26 protein-coding genes are annotated in these 23,559 nt (G+C 39.2%); 15 read left to right on the top strand and 11 right to left on the bottom strand.

Going from position 1 to position 23,559, the window contains the following annotated elements; all coding sequences use genetic code 11:
- Nucleotides 1-27: 27 nt before the first annotated feature.
- From H5116_RS00375 to H5116_RS00360, 4 genes are all read left to right on the top strand, one after another.
- Entirely contained in the window at nucleotides 28-975 is a 948-nt protein-coding gene (locus H5116_RS00375) for a LysR family transcriptional regulator (RefSeq protein ID WP_154903270.1), read from the top strand.
- Nucleotides 976-1,057: 82 nt separating this feature from the next.
- Nucleotides 1,058-1,507 (top strand): N-acetyltransferase, encoded by a 450-nt coding sequence (locus tag H5116_RS00370; protein WP_182695151.1) that lies wholly within the window; start codon nucleotides 1,058-1,060, stop codon nucleotides 1,505-1,507.
- Between the two features lie 29 nt (nucleotides 1,508-1,536).
- Nucleotides 1,537-1,743 (top strand): hypothetical protein, encoded by a 207-nt coding sequence (locus H5116_RS00365; RefSeq protein ID WP_007375422.1) that lies wholly within the window; start codon nucleotides 1,537-1,539, stop codon nucleotides 1,741-1,743.
- A gap of 423 nt (nucleotides 1,744-2,166) precedes the next feature.
- Nucleotides 2,167-2,598, top strand: a complete 432-nt coding sequence (locus H5116_RS00360) for a hypothetical protein (protein ID WP_002961558.1) — start codon at nucleotides 2,167-2,169, stop codon at nucleotides 2,596-2,598.
- 12 nt (nucleotides 2,599-2,610) lie between these two features.
- Here the strand turns inward: H5116_RS00360 and icd are convergent, their stop codons facing one another.
- Nucleotides 2,611-3,879 carry an NADP-dependent isocitrate dehydrogenase gene (icd, locus tag H5116_RS00355; protein ID WP_182715314.1) on the bottom strand — a complete coding sequence of 423 codons (1,269 nt, stop codon included), beginning with the start codon at nucleotides 3,877-3,879 and terminating at the stop codon, nucleotides 2,611-2,613.
- A 188-nt stretch (nucleotides 3,880-4,067) separates the two neighbouring features.
- Between icd and H5116_RS00350 the strand changes: the two genes are divergently transcribed.
- On the top strand, nucleotides 4,068-4,871 hold the full coding sequence (locus H5116_RS00350) for a hypothetical protein (RefSeq protein WP_039490175.1): 804 nt from the start codon (nucleotides 4,068-4,070) through the stop codon (nucleotides 4,869-4,871).
- Here the strand turns inward: H5116_RS00350 and H5116_RS00345 are convergent.
- Nucleotides 4,868-5,419, bottom strand: coding sequence for a hypothetical protein (locus tag H5116_RS00345; protein ID WP_182695149.1), 552 nt, complete (start codon nucleotides 5,417-5,419; stop codon nucleotides 4,868-4,870). The genes H5116_RS00350 and H5116_RS00345 overlap by 4 nt on opposite strands.
- Before the next feature lie 371 nt (nucleotides 5,420-5,790).
- Here H5116_RS00345 and H5116_RS00340 point away from each other — a divergent pair, with 371 nt between their 5' ends.
- Both H5116_RS00340 and H5116_RS00335 read left to right on the top strand, forming a co-directional pair.
- Nucleotides 5,791-5,958, top strand: a complete 168-nt coding sequence (locus tag H5116_RS00340; protein ID WP_002961566.1) for a hypothetical protein — start codon at nucleotides 5,791-5,793, stop codon at nucleotides 5,956-5,958.
- A 139-nt stretch (nucleotides 5,959-6,097) separates the two neighbouring features.
- Nucleotides 6,098-6,940 carry a transporter substrate-binding domain-containing protein gene (locus H5116_RS00335; protein ID WP_149602820.1) on the top strand — a complete coding sequence of 281 codons (843 nt, stop codon included), beginning with the start codon at nucleotides 6,098-6,100 and terminating at the stop codon, nucleotides 6,938-6,940.
- 84 nt (nucleotides 6,941-7,024) lie between these two features.
- Here the strand turns inward: H5116_RS00335 and H5116_RS00330 are convergent, their stop codons facing one another.
- The 5 genes from H5116_RS00330 to rnm all read right to left on the bottom strand — a co-directional run bounded on the left by H5116_RS00330 (nucleotide 7,025) and on the right by rnm (nucleotide 10,620).
- Nucleotides 7,025-7,606 (bottom strand): YceI family protein, encoded by a 582-nt coding sequence (locus tag H5116_RS00330; protein ID WP_039489966.1) that lies wholly within the window; start codon nucleotides 7,604-7,606, stop codon nucleotides 7,025-7,027.
- A 1-nt stretch (nucleotide 7,607) separates the two neighbouring features.
- Nucleotides 7,608-8,159 (bottom strand): cytochrome b, encoded by a 552-nt coding sequence (locus tag H5116_RS00325; RefSeq protein ID WP_182715313.1) that lies wholly within the window; start codon nucleotides 8,157-8,159, stop codon nucleotides 7,608-7,610.
- Nucleotides 8,160-8,305: 146 nt separating this feature from the next.
- Complete coding sequence (locus H5116_RS00320; protein ID WP_182715312.1) at nucleotides 8,306-9,142, bottom strand: ScpA family protein; 837 nt, start codon at nucleotides 9,140-9,142, stop codon at nucleotides 8,306-8,308.
- Between the two features lie 6 nt (nucleotides 9,143-9,148).
- Nucleotides 9,149-9,769: an L-threonylcarbamoyladenylate synthase gene (locus H5116_RS00315; RefSeq protein ID WP_002961576.1), complete on the bottom strand. Its 621-nt coding sequence runs from the start codon at nucleotides 9,767-9,769 to the stop codon at nucleotides 9,149-9,151.
- Entirely contained in the window at nucleotides 9,766-10,620 is an 855-nt protein-coding gene (gene rnm / locus H5116_RS00310; RefSeq protein ID WP_138488940.1) for an RNase RNM, read from the bottom strand. The genes H5116_RS00315 and rnm overlap by 4 nt, the downstream gene beginning before the upstream one ends.
- Before the next feature lie 464 nt (nucleotides 10,621-11,084).
- Between rnm and H5116_RS00305 the strand changes: the two genes are divergently transcribed.
- The 6 genes from H5116_RS00305 to trpA are packed head-to-tail and all read left to right on the top strand — an operon-like array spanning nucleotide 11,085 to nucleotide 17,673.
- The gene (locus tag H5116_RS00305) at nucleotides 11,085-12,653 is read left to right on the top strand and encodes an anthranilate synthase component 1 (protein WP_182715311.1); all 1,569 of its coding nucleotides are present in this window, start codon (nucleotides 11,085-11,087) and stop codon (nucleotides 12,651-12,653) included.
- A 1-nt stretch (nucleotide 12,654) separates the two neighbouring features.
- Nucleotides 12,655-13,257, top strand: a complete 603-nt coding sequence (locus tag H5116_RS00300; protein WP_182715310.1) for an aminodeoxychorismate/anthranilate synthase component II — start codon at nucleotides 12,655-12,657, stop codon at nucleotides 13,255-13,257.
- Between the two features lie 11 nt (nucleotides 13,258-13,268).
- Entirely contained in the window at nucleotides 13,269-14,306 is a 1,038-nt protein-coding gene (gene trpD / locus H5116_RS00295; protein WP_002961580.1) for an anthranilate phosphoribosyltransferase, read from the top strand.
- Nucleotides 14,299-15,663, top strand: coding sequence for a bifunctional indole-3-glycerol-phosphate synthase TrpC/phosphoribosylanthranilate isomerase TrpF (gene trpCF / locus H5116_RS00290; RefSeq protein ID WP_182715309.1), 1,365 nt, complete (start codon nucleotides 14,299-14,301; stop codon nucleotides 15,661-15,663). The genes trpD and trpCF overlap by 8 nt, the downstream gene beginning before the upstream one ends.
- A gap of 7 nt (nucleotides 15,664-15,670) precedes the next feature.
- Complete coding sequence (gene trpB, locus H5116_RS00285; protein WP_002961582.1) at nucleotides 15,671-16,855, top strand: tryptophan synthase subunit beta; 1,185 nt, start codon at nucleotides 15,671-15,673, stop codon at nucleotides 16,853-16,855.
- Nucleotides 16,852-17,673: a tryptophan synthase subunit alpha gene (gene trpA / locus H5116_RS00280; protein WP_182715308.1), complete on the top strand. Its 822-nt coding sequence runs from the start codon at nucleotides 16,852-16,854 to the stop codon at nucleotides 17,671-17,673. The genes trpB and trpA overlap by 4 nt, the downstream gene beginning before the upstream one ends.
- A gap of 64 nt (nucleotides 17,674-17,737) precedes the next feature.
- On the opposite strand, the gene H5116_RS00275 is transcribed toward trpA, so the two are convergent.
- Both H5116_RS00275 and H5116_RS00270 read right to left on the bottom strand, forming a co-directional pair.
- Nucleotides 17,738-18,316, bottom strand: coding sequence for a type 1 glutamine amidotransferase domain-containing protein (locus H5116_RS00275; RefSeq protein ID WP_024595007.1), 579 nt, complete (start codon nucleotides 18,314-18,316; stop codon nucleotides 17,738-17,740).
- Between the two features lie 358 nt (nucleotides 18,317-18,674).
- A complete protein-coding gene (locus H5116_RS00270; RefSeq protein WP_007375441.1) occupies nucleotides 18,675-18,944 on the bottom strand; it encodes an HU family DNA-binding protein in 270 nt (89 codons plus the stop codon).
- Nucleotides 18,945-19,135: 191 nt separating this feature from the next.
- On the opposite strand from H5116_RS00270, the gene H5116_RS00265 reads away from it, so the two are divergent.
- Together H5116_RS00265 and H5116_RS00260 are read left to right on the top strand one after the other, a co-directional pair.
- Nucleotides 19,136-19,711 (top strand): inner membrane-spanning protein YciB, encoded by a 576-nt coding sequence (locus H5116_RS00265; RefSeq protein WP_033028426.1) that lies wholly within the window; start codon nucleotides 19,136-19,138, stop codon nucleotides 19,709-19,711.
- Nucleotides 19,712-19,777: 66 nt separating this feature from the next.
- Nucleotides 19,778-20,419 carry a CPBP family intramembrane glutamic endopeptidase gene (locus H5116_RS00260; protein WP_002961594.1) on the top strand — a complete coding sequence of 214 codons (642 nt, stop codon included), beginning with the start codon at nucleotides 19,778-19,780 and terminating at the stop codon, nucleotides 20,417-20,419.
- Nucleotides 20,420-20,553: 134 nt separating this feature from the next.
- Here H5116_RS00260 and H5116_RS00255 read toward each other — a convergent pair whose 3' ends face one another.
- Nucleotides 20,554-22,434 (bottom strand): hypothetical protein, encoded by a 1,881-nt coding sequence (locus H5116_RS00255; RefSeq protein ID WP_182715307.1) that lies wholly within the window; start codon nucleotides 22,432-22,434, stop codon nucleotides 20,554-20,556.
- Between the two features lie 9 nt (nucleotides 22,435-22,443).
- Nucleotides 22,444-23,535 carry a hypothetical protein gene (locus H5116_RS00250; protein ID WP_039489982.1) on the bottom strand — a complete coding sequence of 364 codons (1,092 nt, stop codon included), beginning with the start codon at nucleotides 23,533-23,535 and terminating at the stop codon, nucleotides 22,444-22,446.
- Between the last annotated feature and the right edge of the window lie 24 nt (nucleotides 23,536-23,559).

Genomic DNA, 23,559 nt, shown 5'->3' with positions numbered 1-23,559 from the left:
TCAACCCTGAAAGGCCAACACGCCCATATGAATATAAGAAATGTCGATCTTAACCTTCTCGTTTATTTAAATGTGTTAATAGATGAAAAAAGTGTGTCGAAAGCTGCAAATAAACTCGCGCTTACGCAACCGGCTATGAGTAACGCATTAAAACGTTTGCGCGATTTATTTGACGACCCGCTACTTGTGCGTGCCGCAGGCTCTATGACGCCAACGGCAAAGGCACTTGCGTTAAAGCCTGAAGTTGAGGCGCTCTTAAAAATGGCCGAAGCTATTACGCAGCCTAGTGAGCAATTTAACCCTGCAACCGCTGAAGTTACCTTTAGAATAATGGCAAATGACTACATAGAGTCGACCTTAATAGCCCCTTTTATAACTGCGCAGCTTAGTAAAAATCCCGGTATTAATTTTGATGTATTAAGTCCAAGCGACATAAACCTGCAAGACATGGAAAAAGGCACTATAGATTTAGCAATAAATCGCTTTAATGGTTTGCCACGCTCGTTTCATCAAGCCAGTGTATGGCGCGATAATTACTGTTGTTTAACCCATCCTAAAAATACATTTTTACAACAATCAGGGTTAGACGACTACTTAAAAAAAGAGCATATTTGGGTAAATCGTGCCGGCTGGGGGCCTGAAGCCGCTGTTACTAATAAATCAGGAAAACAAAAATTAGGCTGGGTAGATGAAGCGCTTTGGCAACTAGAACAAACCCGTAAAATACGTGTTTTTACTCGCCACTACATGGTCGCAAGCCTGCTTTGCCAATCAGAGCAACTTATTGCCACCCTACCGCGCAGGCAAGCTAAGTTATTAACCTCTCATACTGATTTGGTAATCAGCCCTGTACCATTTCAAATAGTGCCTATTGAAGTAAAAATGATATGGAGCCCACTGCTGCACCATGCAACGGCGCACCAATGGTTAAGGCGTGAGTTATTAGCGTTTGCTAAAACGATTGCAGATAGATAAATTATTATTTTCATCACATCAAGCACCAGGTATTTTACTATCGCGCATACTGTCCAAGCTTTACTTTCATTAGAAGAATATAATGATAAACAAACTTAATAATAAGAATAACGATATTGCAAATATAATTTTTGCTGTCTTTCAAAAGTCCTACGCTATAGAGGCTAAACTGATCGGCGCGCATAACTTTCCTCCTTTAGCGCGTAATATTAAAGGTATAAAAAAATCAGAAACAACCTTTTATGGCTACAGCGAAAATGAATGTTTAGCAGCCGTTATAGAAGTAGATACAAACAACGAGTATTTAGATATTTGCAGTTTAACCGTTGATCCTAGTCATTTTAAAAAAGGTATCGCAAGTAAGCTAATAAGTTATGTTTTAGCAATGGATGATTTTTCTCATGCAATAGTGGAGACTGCGGTTGCTAATACTCCTGCAATAAATTTATATAAAAAGCATGGCTTCGTGGAATTTAAAAGATGGATCCCTTCACATGGTATTGAAAAGCTGGCTATGTCGGTCGTAATTTAAATCAGTATTTCAAAATAGGTAATTTACAAATGGATAGTGCATCAATAATTGCGTGGAGTGTTTTGTTTGGAGGCATAGGTATTGGCTACCTTACTTACGGGCGAAGAAAAAAAGCCGTAGTACCGCTTTGTATTGGTTTGTCGCTATTGGTATTTCCGTATTTTATGAGCAGTGTTAGCATGCTGTTGATTGTAGGCGCTATTTTAGTGGCTATTCCCTACTTTATTAAAATTTAATATTACTATTGTTATTGCTACTGTAACGACTAAATAAAATAAATGCTCAAAATAAAAAAGCGCCGTGGTATTCAACTTTGGGAAAATACCATGGCGCTTTTGGAAATCGTCGATATAGGAGTCTACCTACAGTGTAAGATTAGCAAGCTTAGTACCAACTTCATAAAACAATTAAAATTCAATAAAAACAATTAACTAAGCATCCACCTTAACTCATCAACTAATCCCCTTGTTCCAGTTTTGTGCACGTTTTTACCGCTCTGCACCAAATTAATTAGTATAATTTAGGTATGTTTTCTATTTTTATTTAGTTTTAAAACTTACTATTGATTAAATCAATGTCAGTTATTGAAAACAACAATTTCATTAATAATACACTTAGCGCTAGAGTGAAGTTAAGCCAACAAACTAAGAGTAATAATTATGACAACATCAAGCTTCACACAACAAGACGGGTTATTTATTGATGCTAACTTACATCAGTTTATTGAAGAGCAGTTATGCGCAAAAACTAACACCACTGAAACTTACCAAGCATTAGCTACTTTAGTTGATGAGTTTGGTTGTAAATGCCGTAAAACAAAGCACCAACCAAATGATGTATTAGAAGTGGATACATTGCTAAACGCATACCAACTTAAAAACCACCCACTTTGCCATGTTGATGCACAAACGACAGAAGCCGTTTTAGACGAATATTGCTGCCAGGTTCCTGCAATTATTGTTGTTGCGTTAATGGATACGCTTAGTGGTACGCAGTGCGATGAACCTCAAGCACATGAGATTTACCATCGTGCAGCGCAGTTAACCAACCGCCCTTGCATGCACAGAGTAAAAACTGCCTCAGCAGCTTAATAATGAATGTGTTTAAAAGTGCTCGATAACCTTCTTTGCAAAGCCAGTACAAGTTAAGGTTGTCGAGTTATGAATACTTGAGTTATCGCTCTGCTCTTGCGCTAAATCAAAGGTTACTTCACCGCTTTTAAATGTTTGCTCTAACGCATTTTCTATTAGTAATGCGGCCTCGTCCCATCCCATAAATTTAAGCATTAATACCGCACTTAAAATACTACTGCTGGGGTTTGCTTTATTTTGCCCTGCTATACGTTCAAACGTGCCGTGTGTAGGCTCAAAAAATGCGACATCGTTATTTAAATTTGCAGCAGGCATTATGCCAACACCGCCAACTTGTGCGCTCAGCATATCCGCTAAAAAGTCACCATTTTGATTAGTCGTCACCACTACATCAAATTGCTCTGGGTGCATTAAACATTGCTGCAGCATGTTGTCGGCTATAACTTCTTTAATAATTAGAGGTGCTTGATTTACTCGCTCTATTTGCAGCCAACGCCCATTTTCATGTGCAGTGGCATTAAATTCGCTTTGTGCAAGTGCATACCCCCAACGCTTAAATGCCCCATCGGTAAATTTAAGTACATTGCCTTTATGCACTAGCGTTAATGATTCACTATCGTTTTTAAGTGCATAGTTAATGGCAAAGCGCATTAGTCGCTCAGAGCCTTCTTTAGATATATTTTTAATACCAATACCGCATTCTTGTGAAAACCTTAAGCGGGTTACGCCCATTTCCTCACATAAAAAATCGAGCATTTTTTCACTTTCTACACTGCCTGCTTGCCACTCAATACCTGAGTACACGTCTTCGCTGCTATCACGAAGCACTGTTATGTTTGTTAAAAAAGGATTTTTTAAAGGAGAAGGAAGTGCGCTAAAGCCTTTTATAGTGCGCATATTTACAAACAAATCCATTTCTTGCCTGAGTGCAACATTAAGCGATCGAAAGCCACCACCCAGTGGTGTGGTTAACGGCCCTTTTATGGCAATTTTGCAGGCACGTACCGCGTTAATTGTTTCTTGCGGGAACCAGTCACCGTCATACAGCTTTGCGGCCTGCTCGCCATTATAAACTTGCATCCAATGAATTTTCCGTGCACTTTTATAACAATGCTCAATTGCACTATCAACAACGTGGCGCATCACCGGCATAACATCCAGCCCCACGCCATCGCCATCAATAAAAGCAATGATAGGTTCTAACGGTATTTGCCAATGTCCTTGTTCATCAATAGTGATATTTTGGCCGTGCTCAGGAACTTGAATATGCTGATACGTCATGGCTAAAACCTAACTTAAAATAACGATTAATTGATTAAACCATGCTTAGCTAGAGGTGTCTGTATTTGTACTTTTATAGTTACTATCATTTTAAAAAATAAAGAATTAGGCGTGATTATTTATCCATTTAGTTGGTCTTGTATATTAAGCCTGGCGTACCAGTTATTAAATTACAGTGGAGCATTTTAATGAAATACTTTTTTGTACTGCTACTATCAATCAGCTCTTTTAACGTATTAGCCGCTGAAGTAGTCATACATAACCTTAGTTCGCTCTCAAGTAATGCTCAAAATACGGTGTCTACATGGGTTAATCAAAGTGTTGAAAAAACACAAAATACACTGGGGCCTTTAAAGCAAACCACTTTGCCTATTTATTTAAAACCGCAATACTTTGCTTTTGAGCCTGTACCTTGGGCTACAGTTAAGCGCAATAACCCCGATGGGATTGAACTACATATAGATCGCTACGCCAGTTTAAATGCATTCACTAAAGATTGGACGCTATACCATGAACTTTCGCATTTATATTTGCCGCTACTTCCCTACTCCGGTTTTTGGCTAAGCGAAGGTTTTGCCAGTTATATGCAAAACGTAATAATGCGTGACAGCGGTATAATCACCCAGCCACAGTTTGTACAACGTTTAAATGCAGGATTTGATCGTGCCCGCCTGCAAACCAAAACTAAAACACAGCCACTTAATAAGCTCTCTGCCGATATGTGGAAACAACGCGCCCAGCAACGTGTTTATTGGACGGGTGCGGCTTTTTTTGCACAGGCCGACCTTAAGCTACAAAAACAAGGTTTATCTGTCGCGGGTATAATAAAACAGTATCAAACATGCTGTAGACCCGCTCGTTCTAGTGCTAAAACCTTTATAAAAGAGTTAGATAAGTTATCCGGCAGCAGCATTTTTACAACGCTGTATGCAAAATATAATACCCGTACTGATTTTCCTGATATTAATAAAAAGCAGCTAAACACGCTTTAACGGCTGCTCTGTTTTATATAGCTACTATATTCAACCAGCCCTTGCGCATTAAAATTGGTTGAGTACTCGTTCATAAAACCATGCAAAAAATTGGTTTTATAGCACTTAACACCCGCTTTGGTGCTTAAAGCTTTAATAACTTCATCAACATTAAAGTGACTCTCACTTTCTGGGAATATGAATTCACAGGGTACATTTGCATCTAACGCTAAATAATTACGAATTTGCGACGGATAAAAGCCAATTAACTTTTTAAGGTGTGTATTGCCTGTTAATAACTGTGCCCGCCATGCTGCACTTGCCCCTGCGCTAAACGCAATACATGTGGTCGGCACTTTTAAACTCTCAAAGCATTCTAGAAGTTTGTCCGTGTATTTGTCATGGCCACACTGCTGTATAAAATTATTATAACTATCTTGTTCACTTTCAATAGCTTGAATCTTGTTATTGTATGGGTCAACAATCACTAAATTTGAACTAATTGCCTGTGATAACTTACTTAAAGCAGGGGTTAAACCATAAATATCACTCACTATTAGGTAATTCATACTTATCCTTTGGTAACTAAAAATGGGCTTTGTAAGCAGTTGATAAGATTTATTATAAATATTTTTATAATAAATAGCTTGCACACAATTTATATATAAGTTACCTTCCCTCTCTGGTTTAAAGAAACCGCCGCGGTTAACCATTTACCCTGATCCAGTAAGCCCCGCAAAACGTATATTTGAAAGCTAAGTTATTGTACGGCGAGAACCCCTTGAATAATACCGAGATGATTTTTTACTATCATCGCAAAAGTGTCATAAAGATCGTCAACACTGTAATGAAGCTAAACACAACATCGTTAATTTATTGACTGCAATTTGCTATACAAATATAGCGCAGAATAAATAACAAGAATAAAGTGAGTTTTATTATGTCTTATAAATATAACGGGTCTATGATCCAAATAGCACATCCAGTGCAATCAATTTCAGTAAACAAACATCGTGTAATCTTCAGTGATACACAAGGTTTAAAAAATGCATTATTTCAAAAAGCGAGTGATGCACGCCAGTTTGTTAAGTGGCTAAAAGCTAACTAAGCAACATATAACTTTAATTGCCATTCTATTATTGCAATTATTGATAAGATATTATGCCAGCCTTGTTGCTGGCATTTTACTTTTTAGCCCTTTATTGGTTACAATAGTTTTACAATAATAATTACTGGTAGCTGTTGTAATGCTCCGTATATTTTTAACTTTCTTACTTTTTTTCTGTCTGAGCTCAATAAGCAATGCTAGAACCATAAACTGGCTAGCGCACGATTTTGCACCCTATTATATTTTAAATGGTCAATATCAACACCAAGGCCGTGACGAAAGCATAATTTCTTTACTTGAAAAACAACTTCCTAATATTACCTTTAACCGCATGCTTATCCCCTCAGGTAAAGTAATTCAAGAGCTGTCTAATACTTCAAATAATGTTTGTGCGTTATCGCTTTATAAAAATGATTACAGAAAAGAGCATATTTATTTCACAGAAGAAAGCTCAACAACAGGCCTCTCGCCTTCAATAGCAATGCATAAAAAGCTGGCCAAAGCGCTAAATATAGCGGAATCAAAAGAAGTATCACTACTCAATTTAATACAAGATAAAAAACTAACTCTTGGAGTTTCTATGAGCCGCTCTTACGGCCAAGAGATAGATACTTTAATAAACAGTACACCCAACATTGATTTAGTAATTAGACCCACACGCGATAGCCTAGCGAGCCTTACATATATGCTTAACCTAAAACGAATTGATATTTTGCTGGGTTACCCAAGCGAGCATTACTATTTAGCTAAATCAATGCACTTTGAAGAAAACTTAACGCAGCGTCCATTAACCGAATCTCCAGCGCTCAGTTATGGCTTTATTGGTTGTACTAAAAACGAGCAAGGCGCAAAAGACATCGCTATTCTTAATGAGCAGCTTAAAGTTATTAAAAAAACGCAGGCTTATAACGATTTACTTATGCGCTGGTTGCCTGAGGATTTAAGGCCTCTATTAAAGTCACGTATTAATAGCACAAAATAAACAAATTCAAAGTCGCTTAATTTGAGTTTCTGTTAAGCAAAAAAAACGCCACAGTAAGTGGCGTTTTTATATTCAATAACTGTATTACTTACGAACGCCTTCTATTGATAAAATAATATCAACATGAGTAGATGCAGGCCCTAAGTTGTAATCAATACCGTAGTCGGTAAGTTTAAGGCTGGTTTCGCCTTCAAAACCTACGCGGTATCCACCCCACGGATCTTTACCTTCACCCACTTTATCTATTTCAAAGGTAATAGTTTTAGTTACGCCATGCAGCGTAAATTCGCCGGTTACGTCGGCCTCTTCACCATCTTCATCAAATTTAATGCTGGTGCTTTTAAATGTCGCTTTTGGGTATTTATCCACATTTAAAAAATCTTTACCATGTAGGTGCTTATCACGCTCTGCATGGTTAGAATCAAGGCTTGTGGTGTCAATATTTACCATAATTTTTGATGCATCAGGATTTTTAGCATCGTAACTAAATGTGCCGTCAAAAGTATTAAAACGACCATATAACCAGCTGTAACCTAAGTGTTTAATTTTAAAGTTAACAGATGCGTGCCCGCCTTTCGTATCAATTACATAATCAGCTGCATTAGCGGCTGTTGCCGATAACATCATTGCAGCCGAAACGGCTGTGCTTACTAATAATTTTTTCATTTTAATCATCCTTTAATGGTTTGATCATTCTGATTAAGGTTTTATCTTTATCGATAAAGTGATGTTTTAACGCCCCTAGTGCATGCAATACTGCAAACCCGATTAATGTGCACGCGCCATAATAATGTACTTTTCCTGCAATATCGGCTTGGTCATCAAATGTAAAATCAAGCGCTGATACGTTAAATAAGGTAAACACTTCTATTGGACGTCCGTCTGCGGTTGATATTAAATACCCTGCAACAACTATAACGGCCAAAATAATATACATAGCAATATGCGCAGTATGTGCTAATTGGTTCATGCCTTTACTTTCACCTAATGGTTTAGGTTGTGTAGATAAAGCACGCCATAAAGTTCTAAATAAAAATACGGCCACAAGTGTAATACCAATGCTTTTATGTAAATCGAGCGAGCCTTTATACCAGCTATCATAATAAGTAAGCTCAACCATATATAAACCTAAACCAAACAGGCCAAAAATAGTCAACGCCATGAGCCAATGTAAAATAATGGCGACAAGTCCGTAAGATGAAGGTGTATTTTTAAACATGTGTAACGTCCTATAATGCTATGACGTTACAATATAGCGCATAGCCGTAAATGAAAATAACATTTACAAACACTTTACGTGCGTATACGCACAGAACTTTGATAATTAAAGTCAGTTTTTAAAAGTTGAGGATTAAACAGATAAGTTTATAGGGTGGATTGCTCGCTCAAGCTGACATAAATTAAGCTCTCTGGGCTTACTTGCAAACAAGTAACAAGTCCTTCTTTAATGAGCTCTAGCATGGCTATAAAACTAACCACAACACCACTACGCCCTTCATCAGGCGTAAAAAGCGCATTAAATACCACTGCTGAATTTGCTTTCGATAGCTGTTGTAATATTTGGCTCATTCTCTCTCGGGTTGAGAGTACTTCAGCAGTAATTTGATGATGTTCAAACGTTTTTGCTCGCGCCATAACATCACTCAACGCCAGCATTAAGTCTTTAAGTTCAATATCAGGGAGGTTATGACTTGTGTCTTCATTTATTGGCATAGCGGCATGCGCTATAAAAATATCACGCCCAACACGGGGGATATCATCGAGGTTTTCGGCGGCTTTTTTAAATAACTCATATTCTTGCAGGCGTTTAATAAGCTCAGCGCGAGGGTCTTCTTCCTCTTCAAGCTCTTCGTGAACAGGGAGTAATAAGCGCGACTTAATTTGTGCAAGTAACGCAGCCATTACTAAATATTCGCCGGCAAGTTCGAGTTGAAACTCGGTCATCATTTCAACGTAACTTACATACTGCTCTGTAATACTAAAAATAGAAAGATCGAGCACATCAAGCTTATGCTTTTTAATTAAATAAAGCAGTAAATCGAGCGGGCCTTCAAAGGTTTCTAATATTATTTCGAGCGCATCGGGCGGAATATATAAGTCTTCTGGTTTATCTACAACCGCTTTACCATGCAAAAAAGCCAGTGGCAGCTTATGCTGCACTGGCTTTTCACTACTTTTTGTATCAGCATTACTTTCGCTCACTTGTTATTACTCAAACGGGCTTGTATCACCACAACCAACACGCAATATTTTAACTTCATCTTCCGACAAGTCGATTACTGTGGTTGCTTGCTCGGCTAAATGGCCACCGTGAATAATTAAATCAACGTGTTTATCTAATCGCTCTAATATTTCATCCGGATCAGATTCAGTAAACTGCTGCCCGGGTAAAATTAAAGAACACGACATTAATGGCTCGCCAAGTTCGGCAAGTAACGCACAAGCAATTGGGTGTTCAATTACACGCATGCCAATGGTTTTTTTCTTGTCGTTTAATAAACGCTTAGGGACTTCTTTTGTGCCTTTAAAAATAAAGGTATAAGGCCCTGGCGTATTATTTTTAATTAATCTAAATAGCTGGTTATCTACACGTGCATAAGTAGATAGCTCCGATAAATCACGGCAAACTAGCGTAAAATTATCGTTTTTTTCAATACCACGAATACGCTCTATGCGCTCTTTGGCTTGCTTATTACCAATGTTACAGCCAATGGCATAGCCCGAATCTGTTGGGTAAACAACAACGCCGCCTTGTTTAATAATATCAACGGCTTGACTAATCAGTCTTGGTTGCGGGTTATCAGGATGAATATGGAATAATTGACTCATGTTAATGCCCCTTCTTGTCCTTCCCAAACTTGCCAAACACCTTGGCAGTCTTTCGGTAAGTATAAATTTTTGCCAAGCTCTAAATAGCTTGTCGGAAAATGAAAATCAGACCCTTGCGAGCAAAGTAGTTCGTACTCACGGCTGAGTTCACCTAAAAATTGACGTTCGCTTGGCGCCTGTTGAGGTTGTGCAACTTCCATTGCGTCTCCTCCTACACTTTTAAATTCTACTAATAATTTGCGTAGCCACTTGTTTGACATTTGATAGCTACTTGGGTGCGCAAGTACAGCAACACCACCAGCAGCATGTATTGCCTCTACAGCGGTTTGCATGGTGCACCAGCAACTAGGTACATAGCCTGTTTTGCCGCGCCCTAAGTACTTTTTAAAAACACCCGGGAAATTTTTAGCTACACCGCGCTCGATAAGAGCGCGTGCAAAATGTGCGCGCGTAATTTGCGCGTCTTTTGCCAGCTCTTTAGCTTGCTCGTAAATGCCATCAAAGCCATTTTTTGCAAGGCGTGCGCCAATTTCTAGTGCACGCTCTTCTCGCTTTTGCTGCTGAGCAGTTAATAAAGAAGTAAGGTCAATATTATTAATATCAATATTTAAACCTACAATATGAATTTCGAAGCTTTCCCATTTGGTAGACACTTCGGTACCCGTTATTAATGAAAGCGGTAAGTTTTCTGCTTCAATAAATTGCTGAGCAGGCTTAATAGCCGCCACAGTGTCATGATCGGTAATAGCAAACACATCAATATTTTTATCAACAGCGCGATGCAATAATTCTTCAACCGTTAAACGCCCGTCTGAATGTGTGGTATGGCTATGTAAATCATATTTTATCAAAAGAAAACTGCTTAAAATTAAGGGTTACTGGTGTTTATGTAAGTATAACAACTTTTTTGACTAAATTGTTTTAAATAAACACTTGACACAAAAGCATAAGATACGTTTTACTGTAGCCACTTTCAGACACATTAAGAATTAACAATAATGATCAATTCAAACTTAAACACTATTTGGTGGTGGCACTCGTAATTTTCGGGTGATGAATTGTCGTGTCTAGCAAAAATTCAAAACCCGCAACTATGCGGGTTTTTTTATAACTAAATTTTACGAAACATATACGTTAAAAATATTTAATAAATTTTGAGGCAGAAAAACATGAATAACGGTCTTACTCTTACACATCGTTGGTGGTGGCGCCTGATATAGCGGGACGGTAATGATCTGTTTGTAATTTAGATATCGTTATTCAAACCCCGCATTGCAAAAGCACTGCGGGGTTTAATTTTTTGAGGGAATGAGGTTTGATTTTTAGTCATATAACTACCACACCAGGCGAAGTAACAAGCATTACGCAAGTACGCGACTATATTAGTAGCCCTCTTGCATTATACGCGGCACTTGATAAGCCTAACTCACTACTGCTTGAATCGGCTGAGATTGATTCTAAAGACAGTGTAAAAAGTTTAATTTTAGTTGATAGCGCCCTGCGCATTGTATGTAAGGGTAAAACGGTAACTGTTAGCGCACAATCTAATAACGGCAAGCAATTATTAAGCTACTTACAAGCAAATGTTAAGAGCTGTGATTCACAATTAAACGACACAACGCTTACACTTAACTACCAAGACACCAGCAGCGATATAGACGAAGCAAGTAAGCTTGTTGCCGATAACGCCTTCAGCGCTCTTCGTACCTGTATTAACAGCATTCAAAGCACTACCGAAAATCCGTTTTCGGTATTTTTAGGCGGTGTGTTTGCCTACGATATGGTGGCAAACTTTGAGCAATTAAGTGATGTACCTGATGGCGAAAACACCTGCCCAGATTACGTATTTTATTTAGCTGAAACGTTAGTTGTTATTGATCATCAAAAGCAAACAACCGAACTCATTGGTAATGTATTTAACGGCCCAGACGTACACGCTAACTGTTTTGAAGTAGGTAAAGAGCTTGAGCGGTTAAATACGCTGTGCGATAACGCAGCAGAATTTAGTGCGGATATGCAAAGTGGCGAATGTGAAGTAAGCGTTGATATAAGCGACGAAACGTATTGCGAGCAAGTTGTTAAGCTTAAAAAGAACATTGTAGATGGTGATATTTTTCAGGTAGTGCCGTCGCGTACATTTTCACTACCTTGCCCTGATTCTTTACATGCGTATAGTCAGCTTAAAAAGCAAAACCCAAGCCCTTACATGTTTTATATGCGCGATGAAGACTTTGCATTATTTGGCGCGTCTCCTGAGTCGGCCCTTAAGTACGACGTAAGTAATAAGCAAGTAGAAGTATACCCAATTGCGGGGACTCGCCCGCGTGGTAAATTTGCTAATGGGCAAATAAACCCAGACCTAGATAGCCGTATTGAGCTTGAACTAAGAAACGATCAAAAAGAGCGCGCCGAGCATTTAATGCTGGTTGATTTAGCCCGTAACGACGTAGCACGTATTAGTGTTGCAGGTACTCGTTTTGCTAAAGAGCTATTAAAAGTAGACCGCTATTCACAAGTAATGCATTTGGTGTCACGCGTTGTTGGTACACTAAAACCCGAGCTTGATGCACTGCACGCTTACCAAGCATGTATGAACATGGGCACGCTTGTTGGTGCACCAAAGGTTCGTGCTGCTGAGCTTGTTCGTCAAACAGAAGGTAAGCGCCGTGGCAGTTATGGCGGCGCAGTAGGTTACTTAACTGGTGATGGCGCAATGGATAGTTGTATTGTTATTCGCTCAGCTTTTGTTAAAAATAACAAAGCGTATGTGCAAGCCGGTGCCGGTGTGGTGTTTGACTCAGATCCTATTTCAGAAGCAAACGAAACTCGCGCTAAAGCACAAGCGGTTATCACCGCCATAAAATCTACGTATAAGGCGGTATAAAATGAGCAAAGTAAATCCTATCAAAATCTATTTTTTAGATAACTTTGACTCATTTACATACAACCTTGTTGATGAGCTGACGATGCTTGGCTGCGAACTGGTTGTTTACAGAAACAACATTAGCGCTGAGGTTATTTTTAATAAAATGCGCCAAGAGCAAGGACAAGTACTATTAGTACTTTCGCCTGGCCCTGGAACACCAAGCGATGCAGGCTGTTTAATGGAGCTTATTGAGCTCTCTAAAGGCCACTTCCCAATGCTAGGCATTTGTTTAGGCCAACAAGCGTTAACACAAAGCTATGGCGGAGTAATCGGTCACGCGGGTGAAACCGTACATGGTAAGTCTTCAATTATTAATTTAGGCGAACATCCTGTATTTGATGGTATGGGCAATACAATGCCTGTAGCACGTTACCATTCATTAATGGCAACAAAAGTGCCTGGTAATATAAAGGTTATTGCCCAGTATGAAGATATCCCTATGGCTATTTATCATCATGATGACAATGCATTGGGTTATCAATTTCATCCAGAATCAATACTGACGCCAAACGGCGCAATGCTACTTCAGCAAAGTGTCGCTTACTTAACACGTGCCAAATAATAGAGGACATTATGAGTACACAACCAGAACAACCCATAAATGTTCAACACGCTATTGAACAACTAATTACAGGGCAATCATTAAGCTATGCAGACGCCAAAGCACTGTTTGATGAAATAATGCAAGGTAACATGAGCGAGATTGAGCTAACCGCCCTACTAATAAGCCTTAAAATTAAAGGCGAAGTAAGCGATGAAATAGCAGGTGCTGCAGCCTCAATGCGCGAAAACGCTGTTGCTTTTACTACCAGCAGTACACAACTTGCTGATAGCTGTGGCACTGGCGGCGATGGTTCAAACACAATAAATATAAGCACAACAGCAGCCATAGTTGCCGCTGCTGCCGGCATTAACATGGTAAAACATGGTAATCGCAGTGTATCGAGTAATTCAGGCTCTGCCGACTTACTAAAAGCGCTGGGCATTAATATAGATATGAGCCCAGAGCAGGCAGCAAAATGCCTTGAGCAAACCAATTTTACCTTTTTGTTTGCACCGCACTATCACAGTGGCGTACGCCATGCGATGGGCGTGCGTACAGCGCTTAAAACACGCACTATTTTTAATATTTTAGGCCCGCTTGCTAACCCAGCAGCACCTGATGTGCAATTGTTAGGTGTGTACAACGAAGCGTTATGTATGCCAATGGCACAAACACTTAAAACCCTTGGCACAAAGCGCGCTATGATTGTTCACGGCTCGGGCACTGACGAAATAGCTCTACACGGTCCAACAACGGTAGTTGAGCTGAATAATGGCGAGCTTACACAGTACACACTAAACCCAAGCGACTTTGACCTTGCAAACTATTCACTTGAACAACTCGCTGGTGAAGGCCCACAATACAACGCAAATGCTAGCCTTGCCATCTTACAAGGCAAAGGCACAGATGCACATAATGCTGCCATTGTGGTTAACGTAGCTGCCCTTTTATACCTAACAGGTAAAGCAGAAACGTTAAAAGAAGGGGCAAAGCAAGTACAAACATTATTAAGTTCAGGGCAAGCCATGAACACACTAAATGCAATTATTGAGGTAAGTAATGGCTAATGTATTAGACAAAATTGTTGCTGATAAAAAATTAGAACTAATTGAGCGTAAAGCCGCACGCCCGCTTGAAAGCTTTAAACACCTTGCAGTGCCTACAAGCCGTAGTTTTTACAAAGCATTAGCCGCCCCAGGCACACAGTTTATTTTAGAGTGTAAAAAAGCATCGCCTTCAAAAGGGCTAATTAGAGAGCCATTTGATTTAACCGAAATCACATCGGTTTATAAAAAATACGCTACCTGCATGAGCGTGTTAACTGATGCTAAATATTTTCAAGGCAGTTTTGACTATCTTGAATTTGTGCGCAGCCAAGTAGAACAACCGCTTATCTGTAAAGACTTTTTTATAGATGAGTACCAAGTGTATATGGCGCGTATTTATGGCGGTGACGCTATATTACTGATGCTTTCAGTACTCGATGACGAAAGCTATAAAGCACTGCACGCAGTTGCCGATTCTCTGAACATGTCGGTATTAACCGAAGTAAGTAATGAAGAAGAAGTACACCGTGCACTTGCGCTTGATGCACAAATTATTGGTATTAATAACCGTGATTTACGCGATTTAAGCACCGATTTAGCCACTACCGAAAAGCTACGCAAACTTATTCCGGCTGATAAAGTGGTTATTTCGGAATCGGGTATTTACACCCATCAAGACGTAAAACGTTTAGCTCCATTATGCGATGGTTTTTTAATTGGCAGCTCACTTATGGGCGAGCGTGATTTAGAGCAAGCATGTCGCCGTGTTATTTTAGGTGACAATAAAGTATGTGGTTTAACACGTACCAAAGATGCACAAGCGGCATATCAAAACGGTGCTGTTTATGGTGGTTTAATTTTTCATCCTAAATCGCCACGCTATGTTGATTTAGATTGCGCAAAAGAGCTTAGCCAAAGTGCCCCGCTTAATTTTGTGGGTGTGTTTGTAGATGCCCCAATTGATCAAGTTGCTCAATACGCAAGTGTGCTAAAATTGGCGGCAGTTCAATTACATGGTCAAGAAAGTGACGATTACATCGCTCAGTTGCGTACACAGTTACCTACCGGCTGCGAGATTTGGAAAGCCCAAGCAATAAAAGATGCATTGCCAACACCTGTAAATGGCGTTGACCGACACCTTTACGATACACACAGCGATACACAAGCTGGCGGTACAGGTAAAGCATTTGATTGGTCGGTGCTTCATGATGCAACCACTCCGTTTATGCTCGCTGGAGGCTTAAATCCAGACAATATTAAAGATGCGCTTTTTAAAGGTGCCTTAGGCCTTGATTTAAACTCAGGCGTTGAAGAATCTGCGGGTAAAAAGTGCCCTAACAAATTACATAATGCTTTTACAAGCATCAGAAATTATTGAGGTTAAAATGCAAAATCCAGCTTATTTTGGCGAGTTTGGCGGTATGTTTGTACCCGAGTTACTTGTCCCTGCGCTTAAGCAGTTAGAAAACGAATTTAACAAAGCACAAAAAGATCCTGAGTTTCAGGCTGAGCTAAGTAAATTATTAAACGAGTATGCGGGTCGTCCTACCCCACTTACTTTAACGCGCAATTTAGTTAAAAACCCAAAAGTAAAACTGTATCTAAAGCGTGAAGACTTATTACACGGCGGCGCACATAAAACCAACCAAGTACTTGGCCAAGCGTTACTTACTAAGCGCATGGGTAAAAAACAAGTAATTGCTGAAACAGGCGCAGGCCAACACGGCGTTGCAACCGCGCTTGCATGTGCATTACTGGGTTTAAAATGTCGAATTTATATGGGCGCAAAAGACGTTGAACGTCAGCAACCAAACGTATTTAGAATGAAGTTAATGGGCGCAGAGGTTATTCCGGTAACAGCGGGTTCTGGCACATTAAAAGATGCAGTAAATGAAGCCCTGCGTGACTGGTCAGCTAATTATCAAGACGCGCACTACCTACTAGGCACAGCTGCTGGTCCTCACCCATTCCCAACAATTGTACGTGAGTATCAAAAAGTTATTGGTGAAGAAGCTAAACAACAAGTACTTAAAGCCGAAGGTCGTTTACCTGACGCTGTAATTGCCTGTGTTGGTGGTGGTTCAAACGCAATTGGTATGTTCACCGACTTTATTGACGAGCCAGGCGTTAAATTAATTGGTGTTGAGCCTGCTGGGAAAGGGCTTGATACAAATGAGCACGGTGCAACAATTTGTAAAGGCACTAAAGGTATATTACACGGTACTTACACGTACATTATGCAAAACGACGATGGCCAAATTGAAGAGTCTTACTCTGTATCAGCGGGTCTTGATTACCCTGCGGTTGGTCCTCAGCACGCATTTTTACACGAAACCGGTCGAGCGCAATACGTGGGTATCACAGATACAGAAGCGCTTGATGCGTTTCAATCACTTGCTAAAAACGAAGGGATCATTCCGGCGCTTGAATCAAGCCATGCGCTTGCTTATGCACTTAAGTATGCAGAAGAGCAAACCGAGGAAAGCGTTTTAGTTATTAATTTAAGTGGTCGTGGCGATAAAGATTTAGCACACGTTCACAATGTACTATCTGAAAGAGGTCAGCTATGAGCCAAGTAAAAACGGATCGTTACGGCAAAATGTTTGCAGCGCTTAACGAGAAAAAACAAGGTGCGTTTGTACCATTTGTAACAATTGGCGATCCAGGTAAAGAGCAAAGTGTTGCGATTATTAAAAGCCTAATTGACGGCGGCGCTGATGCACTTGAGCTTGGTATTCCGTTTTCTGATCCGATTGCGGATGGTCCTGTAATTCAAAAAGCTAATATTCGCGCACTTGATATGCACATTAACACGCAAGATTGCTTTGATGTTATTAAAGAGATACGCGAGTATAACGCCGATATTCCAATTGGATTATTGCTTTACTCAAACCTAGTTTTTAAGCGCGGCATAGAAGCATTTTATAAAGATGCAAAAGCGGTAGGTGTAGACTCTATTTTAGTGGCTGACGTGCCTCTGCATGAATCTAAAATATTTAGAAAGTCAGCAATGGATAACGGTGTAGACCCAATTTTTATAGCAACACCTAATGCGGATGACGACACACTTCGCCAATGCGCCTCTTACGGTCGTGGTTATACGTATTTACTATCGCGCGCAGGTGTTACCGGTACCGATACAAAAGCACAAATGCCAGCGGGTAATATTGTTACTAAATTAAAAGAATACCATGCAGCTCCTGCTCTTTTAGGATTTGGTATTTCAACGCCAGATGATGTAAAAGCGGCACTTAATGCAGGCGCAGCAGGTGCTATTTCAGGCTCTGCTGTAGTTAAAATTATTGAAGCTAACCTTAACGATTTAGACGCAATGACAACGCAGTTAAAAGCATTTGTTAGTGAAATGAAAGCGGCAACCGCATTATAAAAAGTGTAAATTTAGGCATTAAAAAAGGGCATTTAAATGCCCTTTTTTGTTTTTGAAAAACAAATTAGTGAGCTTGGTGTTTACCCTCTAAAATCTCTTCAATAAACTTAGCATTAAATGCTTCTAAATCAGCTGGGCTTCGGCTTGTTACCAAACCTTGGTCTACACATACTTCTTGATCAACCCAATTAGCACCTGCATTAATTAAATCGCTTTTAATACTAGGAAAAGAAGTAATAGTGCGGTCGCGCAATTTATTAATTTCAGCTAACAACCACGGTGCGTGGCAAATAGCAGCAACGGGTTTGTTTTTTTCTGCACCAAAAAATCCATCAATAAATGCTTTAGCATCTTTATCTTGGCGTAAACTGTCTGGATTAAATAAACCACCAGGAAGCATAAGCGCGTCGTAATCAGCAGGATCCGCGTTTGTAACTAGTTTATCTACTGTTACTTTATCGCCCCACTTGTCTTCATCCCAGCCAGTAATTTGGCCTTCTTTAATTGATACTATTTCGATGTTTGCACCAGCATCAAGTAATGCGCTGCGTGGAGATAAAAGCTCACTTTGCTCAAATCCATCAGTGGCTAAAATTGCGATTTTTTTGCCTTGTAAACGTGTGCTTGTTTGTAATGTACTCATTGAGATCTCCTTATTTTCTTAAAAGGTATATTTAAAATACACAATCAAAAAAGCACGATGCGTGCCGATAACAAGCAATTGAAAATAAAGGAGTTAATTTAAGTGGAATTTATAATGCCATGTAAATCATTTAGAAGGGATGAAAAAACTACATAGATCAGACATAGCTTTGCTACTTGGTGATTTAAATACAGAAGCTTCGCTTCTCGCGTGAGCAAGCTCAACGCCTACAACTAACGCTCGGCATTATGTTTATTTTGTAGACGCACAACTTGTTGTCGTGATGGGCAACGCCCATAATTTTATGTTTAATAACTCCACGCAAAGCTCAATCAATGACCAAGCTAAGTAATGCTATTTAAAGCAGATCTTTTAACGCCTTAGCTGGTTTAAAAACCGCTTTATTTGCGCCTTCTATTTCAATTGCAGCCCCTGTTTGTGGGTTACGCCCAGTACGCGCTGGGTAATAACTTAGCGCAAAGGTACCAAAGCCATTAATTTGAACTTGATCGCCCTCAGAAAGCGATTTAGTAATGACTTTTTGCAAGCTTGAAAGTGCCGCTTGAGAATCTTTTTTTGTTAATTCACTTTTGTGTGCAATGGCAGCAACGAGTTCTGCTTTATTCATTTTAGGCTCCTAAATACACGCCAAATCAGTGTTGGTTAAGCGTGGGAATATGATGATATGAAAAATACCAAACCAAATTGGTAATAAAGCCACGCAGGCTAAGGGTTACAGGGCAACAAGTCAACCTTGTAGTTGCTAAGCTTTATGTGGTAAAAAGCCTTTGACTCTTTTTTGTATAATTTAGGTAGACTATGCACGCATTAATTGAATACATTCCACTCATACTGTTTTTTGCAGTGTTTAAACTCGTCGATATTTATTGGGCTACCGGTTTATTGATGGCCACTACGCTTATTCAAGTTGCTTATAGCTACTTTAAACATGGCAATGTACCTACTCGTCATTGGATATTTTTTGGCATTGCTGCCGTGTTTGGTACGCTAACGCTGGTACTTCATGATGAGCAATACATTAAATGGAAAGCAACACTGATATATGCAGGTTTAAGTTTAACGTTACTTGTTAGCCGTTATGTACTTAATAAAAATCTCGTTAAAAAAGCGCTTAGCTCAATCCTCGAAAACGCTAATGATACAAAACAAGCCATTGTTGTCCCAGAACCATTATGGGATAAGCTTAACTTAATGTGGGTTGTTATAACTGCTGGTATAGCGGCACTAAACATTTATATTGCATACAATTTTTCGCTCGATTTTTGGGTTAACTTTAAAGTGTTTGGTTTAATGGGTATTACTTTTGTAAGCATTTTTGCCACCATTATTGCCTTGTACAAATACCTCCCTGATGAAGAGGAAACAGCAAAGTAAGCCCCCTCGTCATAAAAGTGTCGTCTTAGCTTGTTAGCTTATTAAAAAAAGCAAGTTGAGACGACCTTGAACGCTAATCAATACCGCTGGTTTGAATTTACCCTCATTTTTATATTGCTGCCCTTGTTGGGTTTTGGATTACGCGAGCATTTAGCTAATTGGCTTATCCCTGCGCTTATTATACTTATGAGTGTGTGTTGTATGTTGCTACTAGGCGATCCCCATTTTAAACGGTTTAGACTCACAAGCCTTGGGCAATTTTCTGCTGTTAAAAGGCGTGTGTTTAGCTTCTTTTTTTTAGGTGCGCTGTTCTCAGGCATGTTTTACGGGATTATTCATCAAGGCAACTGGTTTACCCTTCCCCGTAACTCGTTTAATGATTGGCTTTTACTGCTGGTGCTGTATCCAATACTGTCGGTTATTCCTCAAGAATTAATATTCCGAACGTATTTTTTTCATCGTTATAAACGCATCATGCCAAAAAAAGCAGTGCGTATTGTAGTCAGTGCGAGTGTATTTGCGCTGGCGCATATTGTGTATGCAAATTGGATTGCAGTAGCCTTAGCCTTTTTGGGCGGTTTACTGTTTGCGTATACCTACGCACAAAGCCGCTCAACGGTCGTATGTGTTATTGAACACAGCTTATGGGGGCTATGGATGTTTACACTCGGGATTGGCAGCTACCTCGATTCAGGCGCATTTAACTAATATAACAAACATTAAAAAATCCGATACTAGAAAACTAATACCGGATTTCGAATAGTTATAAAAACACTTCACTCATCGCAAAAAGCGCTGAGCTGTAAGGCATATGCTGAGTTTTTAATTATTTAATCTAATGGTTAAAATAACGACTCAAACTCACCATTAGGAAATAAAACACCAGGAATACCACGTACCGCAGTAACATCAGCTAGTATAGTATCACCAAAATATAAACCGCCACTGTAATTACGGCCCTTTTGCTTTACATCTAACCAACGTCCATTTTCGCCTTTCGCTATTAGATTAATGTTGCCACTAACATCACGAATACGTAAATCTAACGCGCGATTTTGTATGCTAACAAATATATCTGTAGAAGTAAGTTCTGATAAGTTTTCCACATCGCCTACGTACGCAAATTTAAAATCGCTTGCACCACTCAATGGAAAATCTAATTCAAAAGTAAATGCTAAATCGTCATTATCTTCACCAACAAAAGGCGAAGCCTCTACTGCTGTGATATGAAATGCAGTGCTTTGAATGTCACTTACGTAATCACCATTAAAATCAAAAGTAGATAACGTGGTTGACTCCTCACCTAGTGAATTAACAAAACGATTTAAGTTTACTGATAAATCACCTTCGAGTTTACCCGCTGCTTTATTGATAATTACGTTGGTCGTTACCTGTGTAATACCCGTATCGGCTTCTGGGTTTAATTCACTTTGAGCATCTATGCCATCAAACTCAATCAGCAACTCACTTACATCCACACTTAATACCGTAGTACCATTTGTGACCGTTGCGCTCATTACACCTTCGATTTTATTTCCTAATACACCACTTACTCTGAAAGTTGGAATTGATAAATCAATGGTTATAGGTAACTCATCATATGTGCCAGTAATAGCCCAAGTATAAGGTGATTGGTTGTAATCAATATCTAAATCACGAAGCTTATATTGCCCTGATGGTGTAGAGCCATCAGCTAGTGGTGAATAATTTGTGATAACTTCGTTTAAAGCATTACTAAGTGCATCAAGGGTTCTTTGTGTATCTTCATCAAACGCACCTTCAAGCTCAGTAAATTTTGCGTCTAATTCATCTGAATAGCTTTTTTCTTGAAGTCTTGCAACACCAATTATATTTCGCGTATCAACAAGTAACTCTCTTGAGTCTAAGCTTTGCACTTCTGCTGAGCGAGCCTGCCAATTTGCAAATGTAGTTACACTTGCAATCGTTTGCTTAACTTGACCAGCTACATTTTTCAGCAAAGCATTACCTTGGTCGCTAAATAAGTTGTCTGTAACATACTGCGCTGCTAAGTCGCTGTAATCTTGCCAAGCTTGCTGGTCAGTCTCCAAGTTAGTAAATGCATTAAAAGCACTTTCAACACTAAACGAACTATCAGCAACACCAGCTAAAATTGCCGCGTAGGTGAAGGCATTTGTCACCATTTCTGCTTCAACACTTGCATTTAAATTACTGTGCGTTAAATGATAAAAAGGCGTGGCTGATAAACTCGCCTGTGTAGCACTAAAGCCTTCTTCTGTAATTGCTTTACTCAATGGCGATAAATAAACCTTATTTACACCCGGTGCACTAAATGCATCCGCTTTGTAATTAAGGGTAACGGTTGTCAATTCTTGGTAGTCAATTAACCGGTTTGCGTTTAAGTCATTTACATCACCACGCACAGTTCTGCCACACCCTGTAAATCGCGGACAAGGTAGAGCTGTATCGCTAGGTATAAACTCAAAACTATTAAAAGTAAGTGGAGTTACACTTACACTCGCAGTATTGATGTTTTCGACTTCAATTGATTCTTGCACCACCCCATCGCTATCTAAAACATTAAGCGTGCCCTGTGGTGATTGCCAATTAGATACATAAAAACTCACAGAAGAAGATGTAGCAATTTCACTCACTGCAACAGATTCTGAACTGTCACTGTCTGATGAAGAGCCACAACCTGCCAATGCAATAGCGACCCCTAAAGGTATAATTTGTTTTAACATCTTCATTCCTTAAAACTTAATGTTCACGTACCAATTCACATTCGCATAATAGGCTTTATCTAAATCTAGGCTATCAGTTTGTAAATTAAGACCAAAATATTCGTTTTCTATACCAACTAAAAATGCTTCGCTTTTTGTTTCGTAGCCTGCTTGTACTCGCCAATGATCCCAAAAGTGAATACGGCCTTTTAATTGGCTAAACGTGTCTTTATCGTAACGTTTTAAAGTTAACTGAGTCGAAAATCGGTCGTTTATTCTGTAATCGGCAAATGCTTGTAGTCGCATTTCCATTTCGAAATCATGAGATACCGTATTTCCAAATGCAGATGTTTTTAATGAAACTGTTGGCTGAGTAATAATATCGCCGTTGTCATCTTCGCTAAATGGAATTTCAGTCGTTTGACCCTTTACAGAGCCACTGTCTTCGTACTGAGTTTTATAGAGCAAATCTTTTACGCTAAAACCAACTTTAAGCTCATCATTTACTTGCCAATCGGCAAAAATATCTAGGCTATAGCCTAGCCCTTCAGGCTTTTGTGAAGGTGTAAATTCTTTAAATAAAATATCTTTTGAAAAGTTGTAATCGACAGTTACAGCACCTTCAACTTCATCACTAAAAATTTCACCATTTACTGTCGCATCTTGATAGTGTGAGCTGGCAAAAACAGAAAGCTTAGGTGTTATTGTTAATGCATTTTTATCTAAAAATTTAAAATCATAAGATACGAATACACCATTAGACGTTGCTTGTTTAGCATCGAGGTAATAGGTATAAAATCTATCTTCAAACTCTAAGTCATTCTTTTCGGTATGAGTATATTTAGCTGTATCAGGATCAAAGTTAAGAACATAGTCATAACGACTTTGTAAACCCACTTTAAAATTACCGTAGCCAACACCCACTTCAAAAATATTATAGGTAAATGCACTGTCACCCGACTTTAATGGTGCATCAAAATCATCTACAAAGGCTTGTACTGGTTGTGCTTCAGTATAAATTTCTGCGTCAAAATGAGTAAATATTTGAAATTGGTTATCTGCGGAAGCAAGAGGAGAAATAAAAGCTGTTGAAAATCCTAACAAGAGAATTTTTTTTTTCATAATTTAATCGCTTTCTATAAAAAA

It is taken from the genome of Pseudoalteromonas sp. SG45-2, from assembly GCF_014164115.1.
GTDB classification, from domain to species: Bacteria; Pseudomonadota; Gammaproteobacteria; order Enterobacterales; family Alteromonadaceae; genus Pseudoalteromonas; species Pseudoalteromonas distincta.
The sequence above is the reverse complement of the archived record's forward strand: the minus strand, read 5'-3'. Positions and strand labels throughout refer to the sequence as shown.

Excerpts from the sequence above, each read along its gene's own strand:
- icd (WP_182715314.1), bottom strand. The coding sequence starts at position 3,879 with ATGACGTATCAGCATATTCAAGTTCCTGAGCACGGCCAAAATATCACT.
- H5116_RS00325 (WP_182715313.1), bottom strand. The coding sequence starts at position 8,159 with ATGTTTAAAAATACACCTTCATCTTACGGACTTGTCGCCATTATTTTA.
- H5116_RS00375 (WP_154903270.1), top strand. The coding sequence starts at position 28 with ATGAATATAAGAAATGTCGATCTTAACCTTCTCGTTTATTTAAATGTG.
- H5116_RS00315 (WP_002961576.1), bottom strand. The coding sequence starts at position 9,769 with ATGAGTCAATTATTCCATATTCATCCTGATAACCCGCAACCAAGACTG.
- H5116_RS00365 (WP_007375422.1), top strand. The coding sequence starts at position 1,537 with ATGGATAGTGCATCAATAATTGCGTGGAGTGTTTTGTTTGGAGGCATA.
- H5116_RS00265 (WP_033028426.1), top strand. The coding sequence starts at position 19,136 with ATGCACGCATTAATTGAATACATTCCACTCATACTGTTTTTTGCAGTG.
- trpA (WP_182715308.1), top strand. The coding sequence starts at position 16,852 with ATGAGCCAAGTAAAAACGGATCGTTACGGCAAAATGTTTGCAGCGCTT.
- H5116_RS00350 (WP_039490175.1), top strand. The coding sequence starts at position 4,068 with ATGAAATACTTTTTTGTACTGCTACTATCAATCAGCTCTTTTAACGTA.
- H5116_RS00340 (WP_002961566.1), top strand. The coding sequence starts at position 5,791 with ATGTCTTATAAATATAACGGGTCTATGATCCAAATAGCACATCCAGTG.
- H5116_RS00255 (WP_182715307.1), bottom strand. The coding sequence starts at position 22,434 with ATGTTAAAACAAATTATACCTTTAGGGGTCGCTATTGCATTGGCAGGT.
- H5116_RS00360 (WP_002961558.1), top strand. The coding sequence starts at position 2,167 with ATGACAACATCAAGCTTCACACAACAAGACGGGTTATTTATTGATGCT.
- H5116_RS00300 (WP_182715310.1), top strand. The coding sequence starts at position 12,655 with ATGAGCAAAGTAAATCCTATCAAAATCTATTTTTTAGATAACTTTGAC.
- H5116_RS00250 (WP_039489982.1), bottom strand. The coding sequence starts at position 23,535 with ATGAAAAAAAAAATTCTCTTGTTAGGATTTTCAACAGCTTTTATTTCT.
- trpCF (WP_182715309.1), top strand. The coding sequence starts at position 14,299 with ATGGCTAATGTATTAGACAAAATTGTTGCTGATAAAAAATTAGAACTA.
- H5116_RS00330 (WP_039489966.1), bottom strand. The coding sequence starts at position 7,606 with ATGAAAAAATTATTAGTAAGCACAGCCGTTTCGGCTGCAATGATGTTA.
- H5116_RS00335 (WP_149602820.1), top strand. The coding sequence starts at position 6,098 with ATGCTCCGTATATTTTTAACTTTCTTACTTTTTTTCTGTCTGAGCTCA.
- H5116_RS00370 (WP_182695151.1), top strand. The coding sequence starts at position 1,058 with ATGATAAACAAACTTAATAATAAGAATAACGATATTGCAAATATAATT.
- trpD (WP_002961580.1), top strand. The coding sequence starts at position 13,269 with ATGAGTACACAACCAGAACAACCCATAAATGTTCAACACGCTATTGAA.
- H5116_RS00345 (WP_182695149.1), bottom strand. The coding sequence starts at position 5,419 with ATGAATTACCTAATAGTGAGTGATATTTATGGTTTAACCCCTGCTTTA.
- H5116_RS00275 (WP_024595007.1), bottom strand. The coding sequence starts at position 18,316 with ATGAGTACATTACAAACAAGCACACGTTTACAAGGCAAAAAAATCGCA.
- trpB (WP_002961582.1), top strand. The coding sequence starts at position 15,671 with ATGCAAAATCCAGCTTATTTTGGCGAGTTTGGCGGTATGTTTGTACCC.
- H5116_RS00270 (WP_007375441.1), bottom strand. The coding sequence starts at position 18,944 with ATGAATAAAGCAGAACTCGTTGCTGCCATTGCACACAAAAGTGAATTA.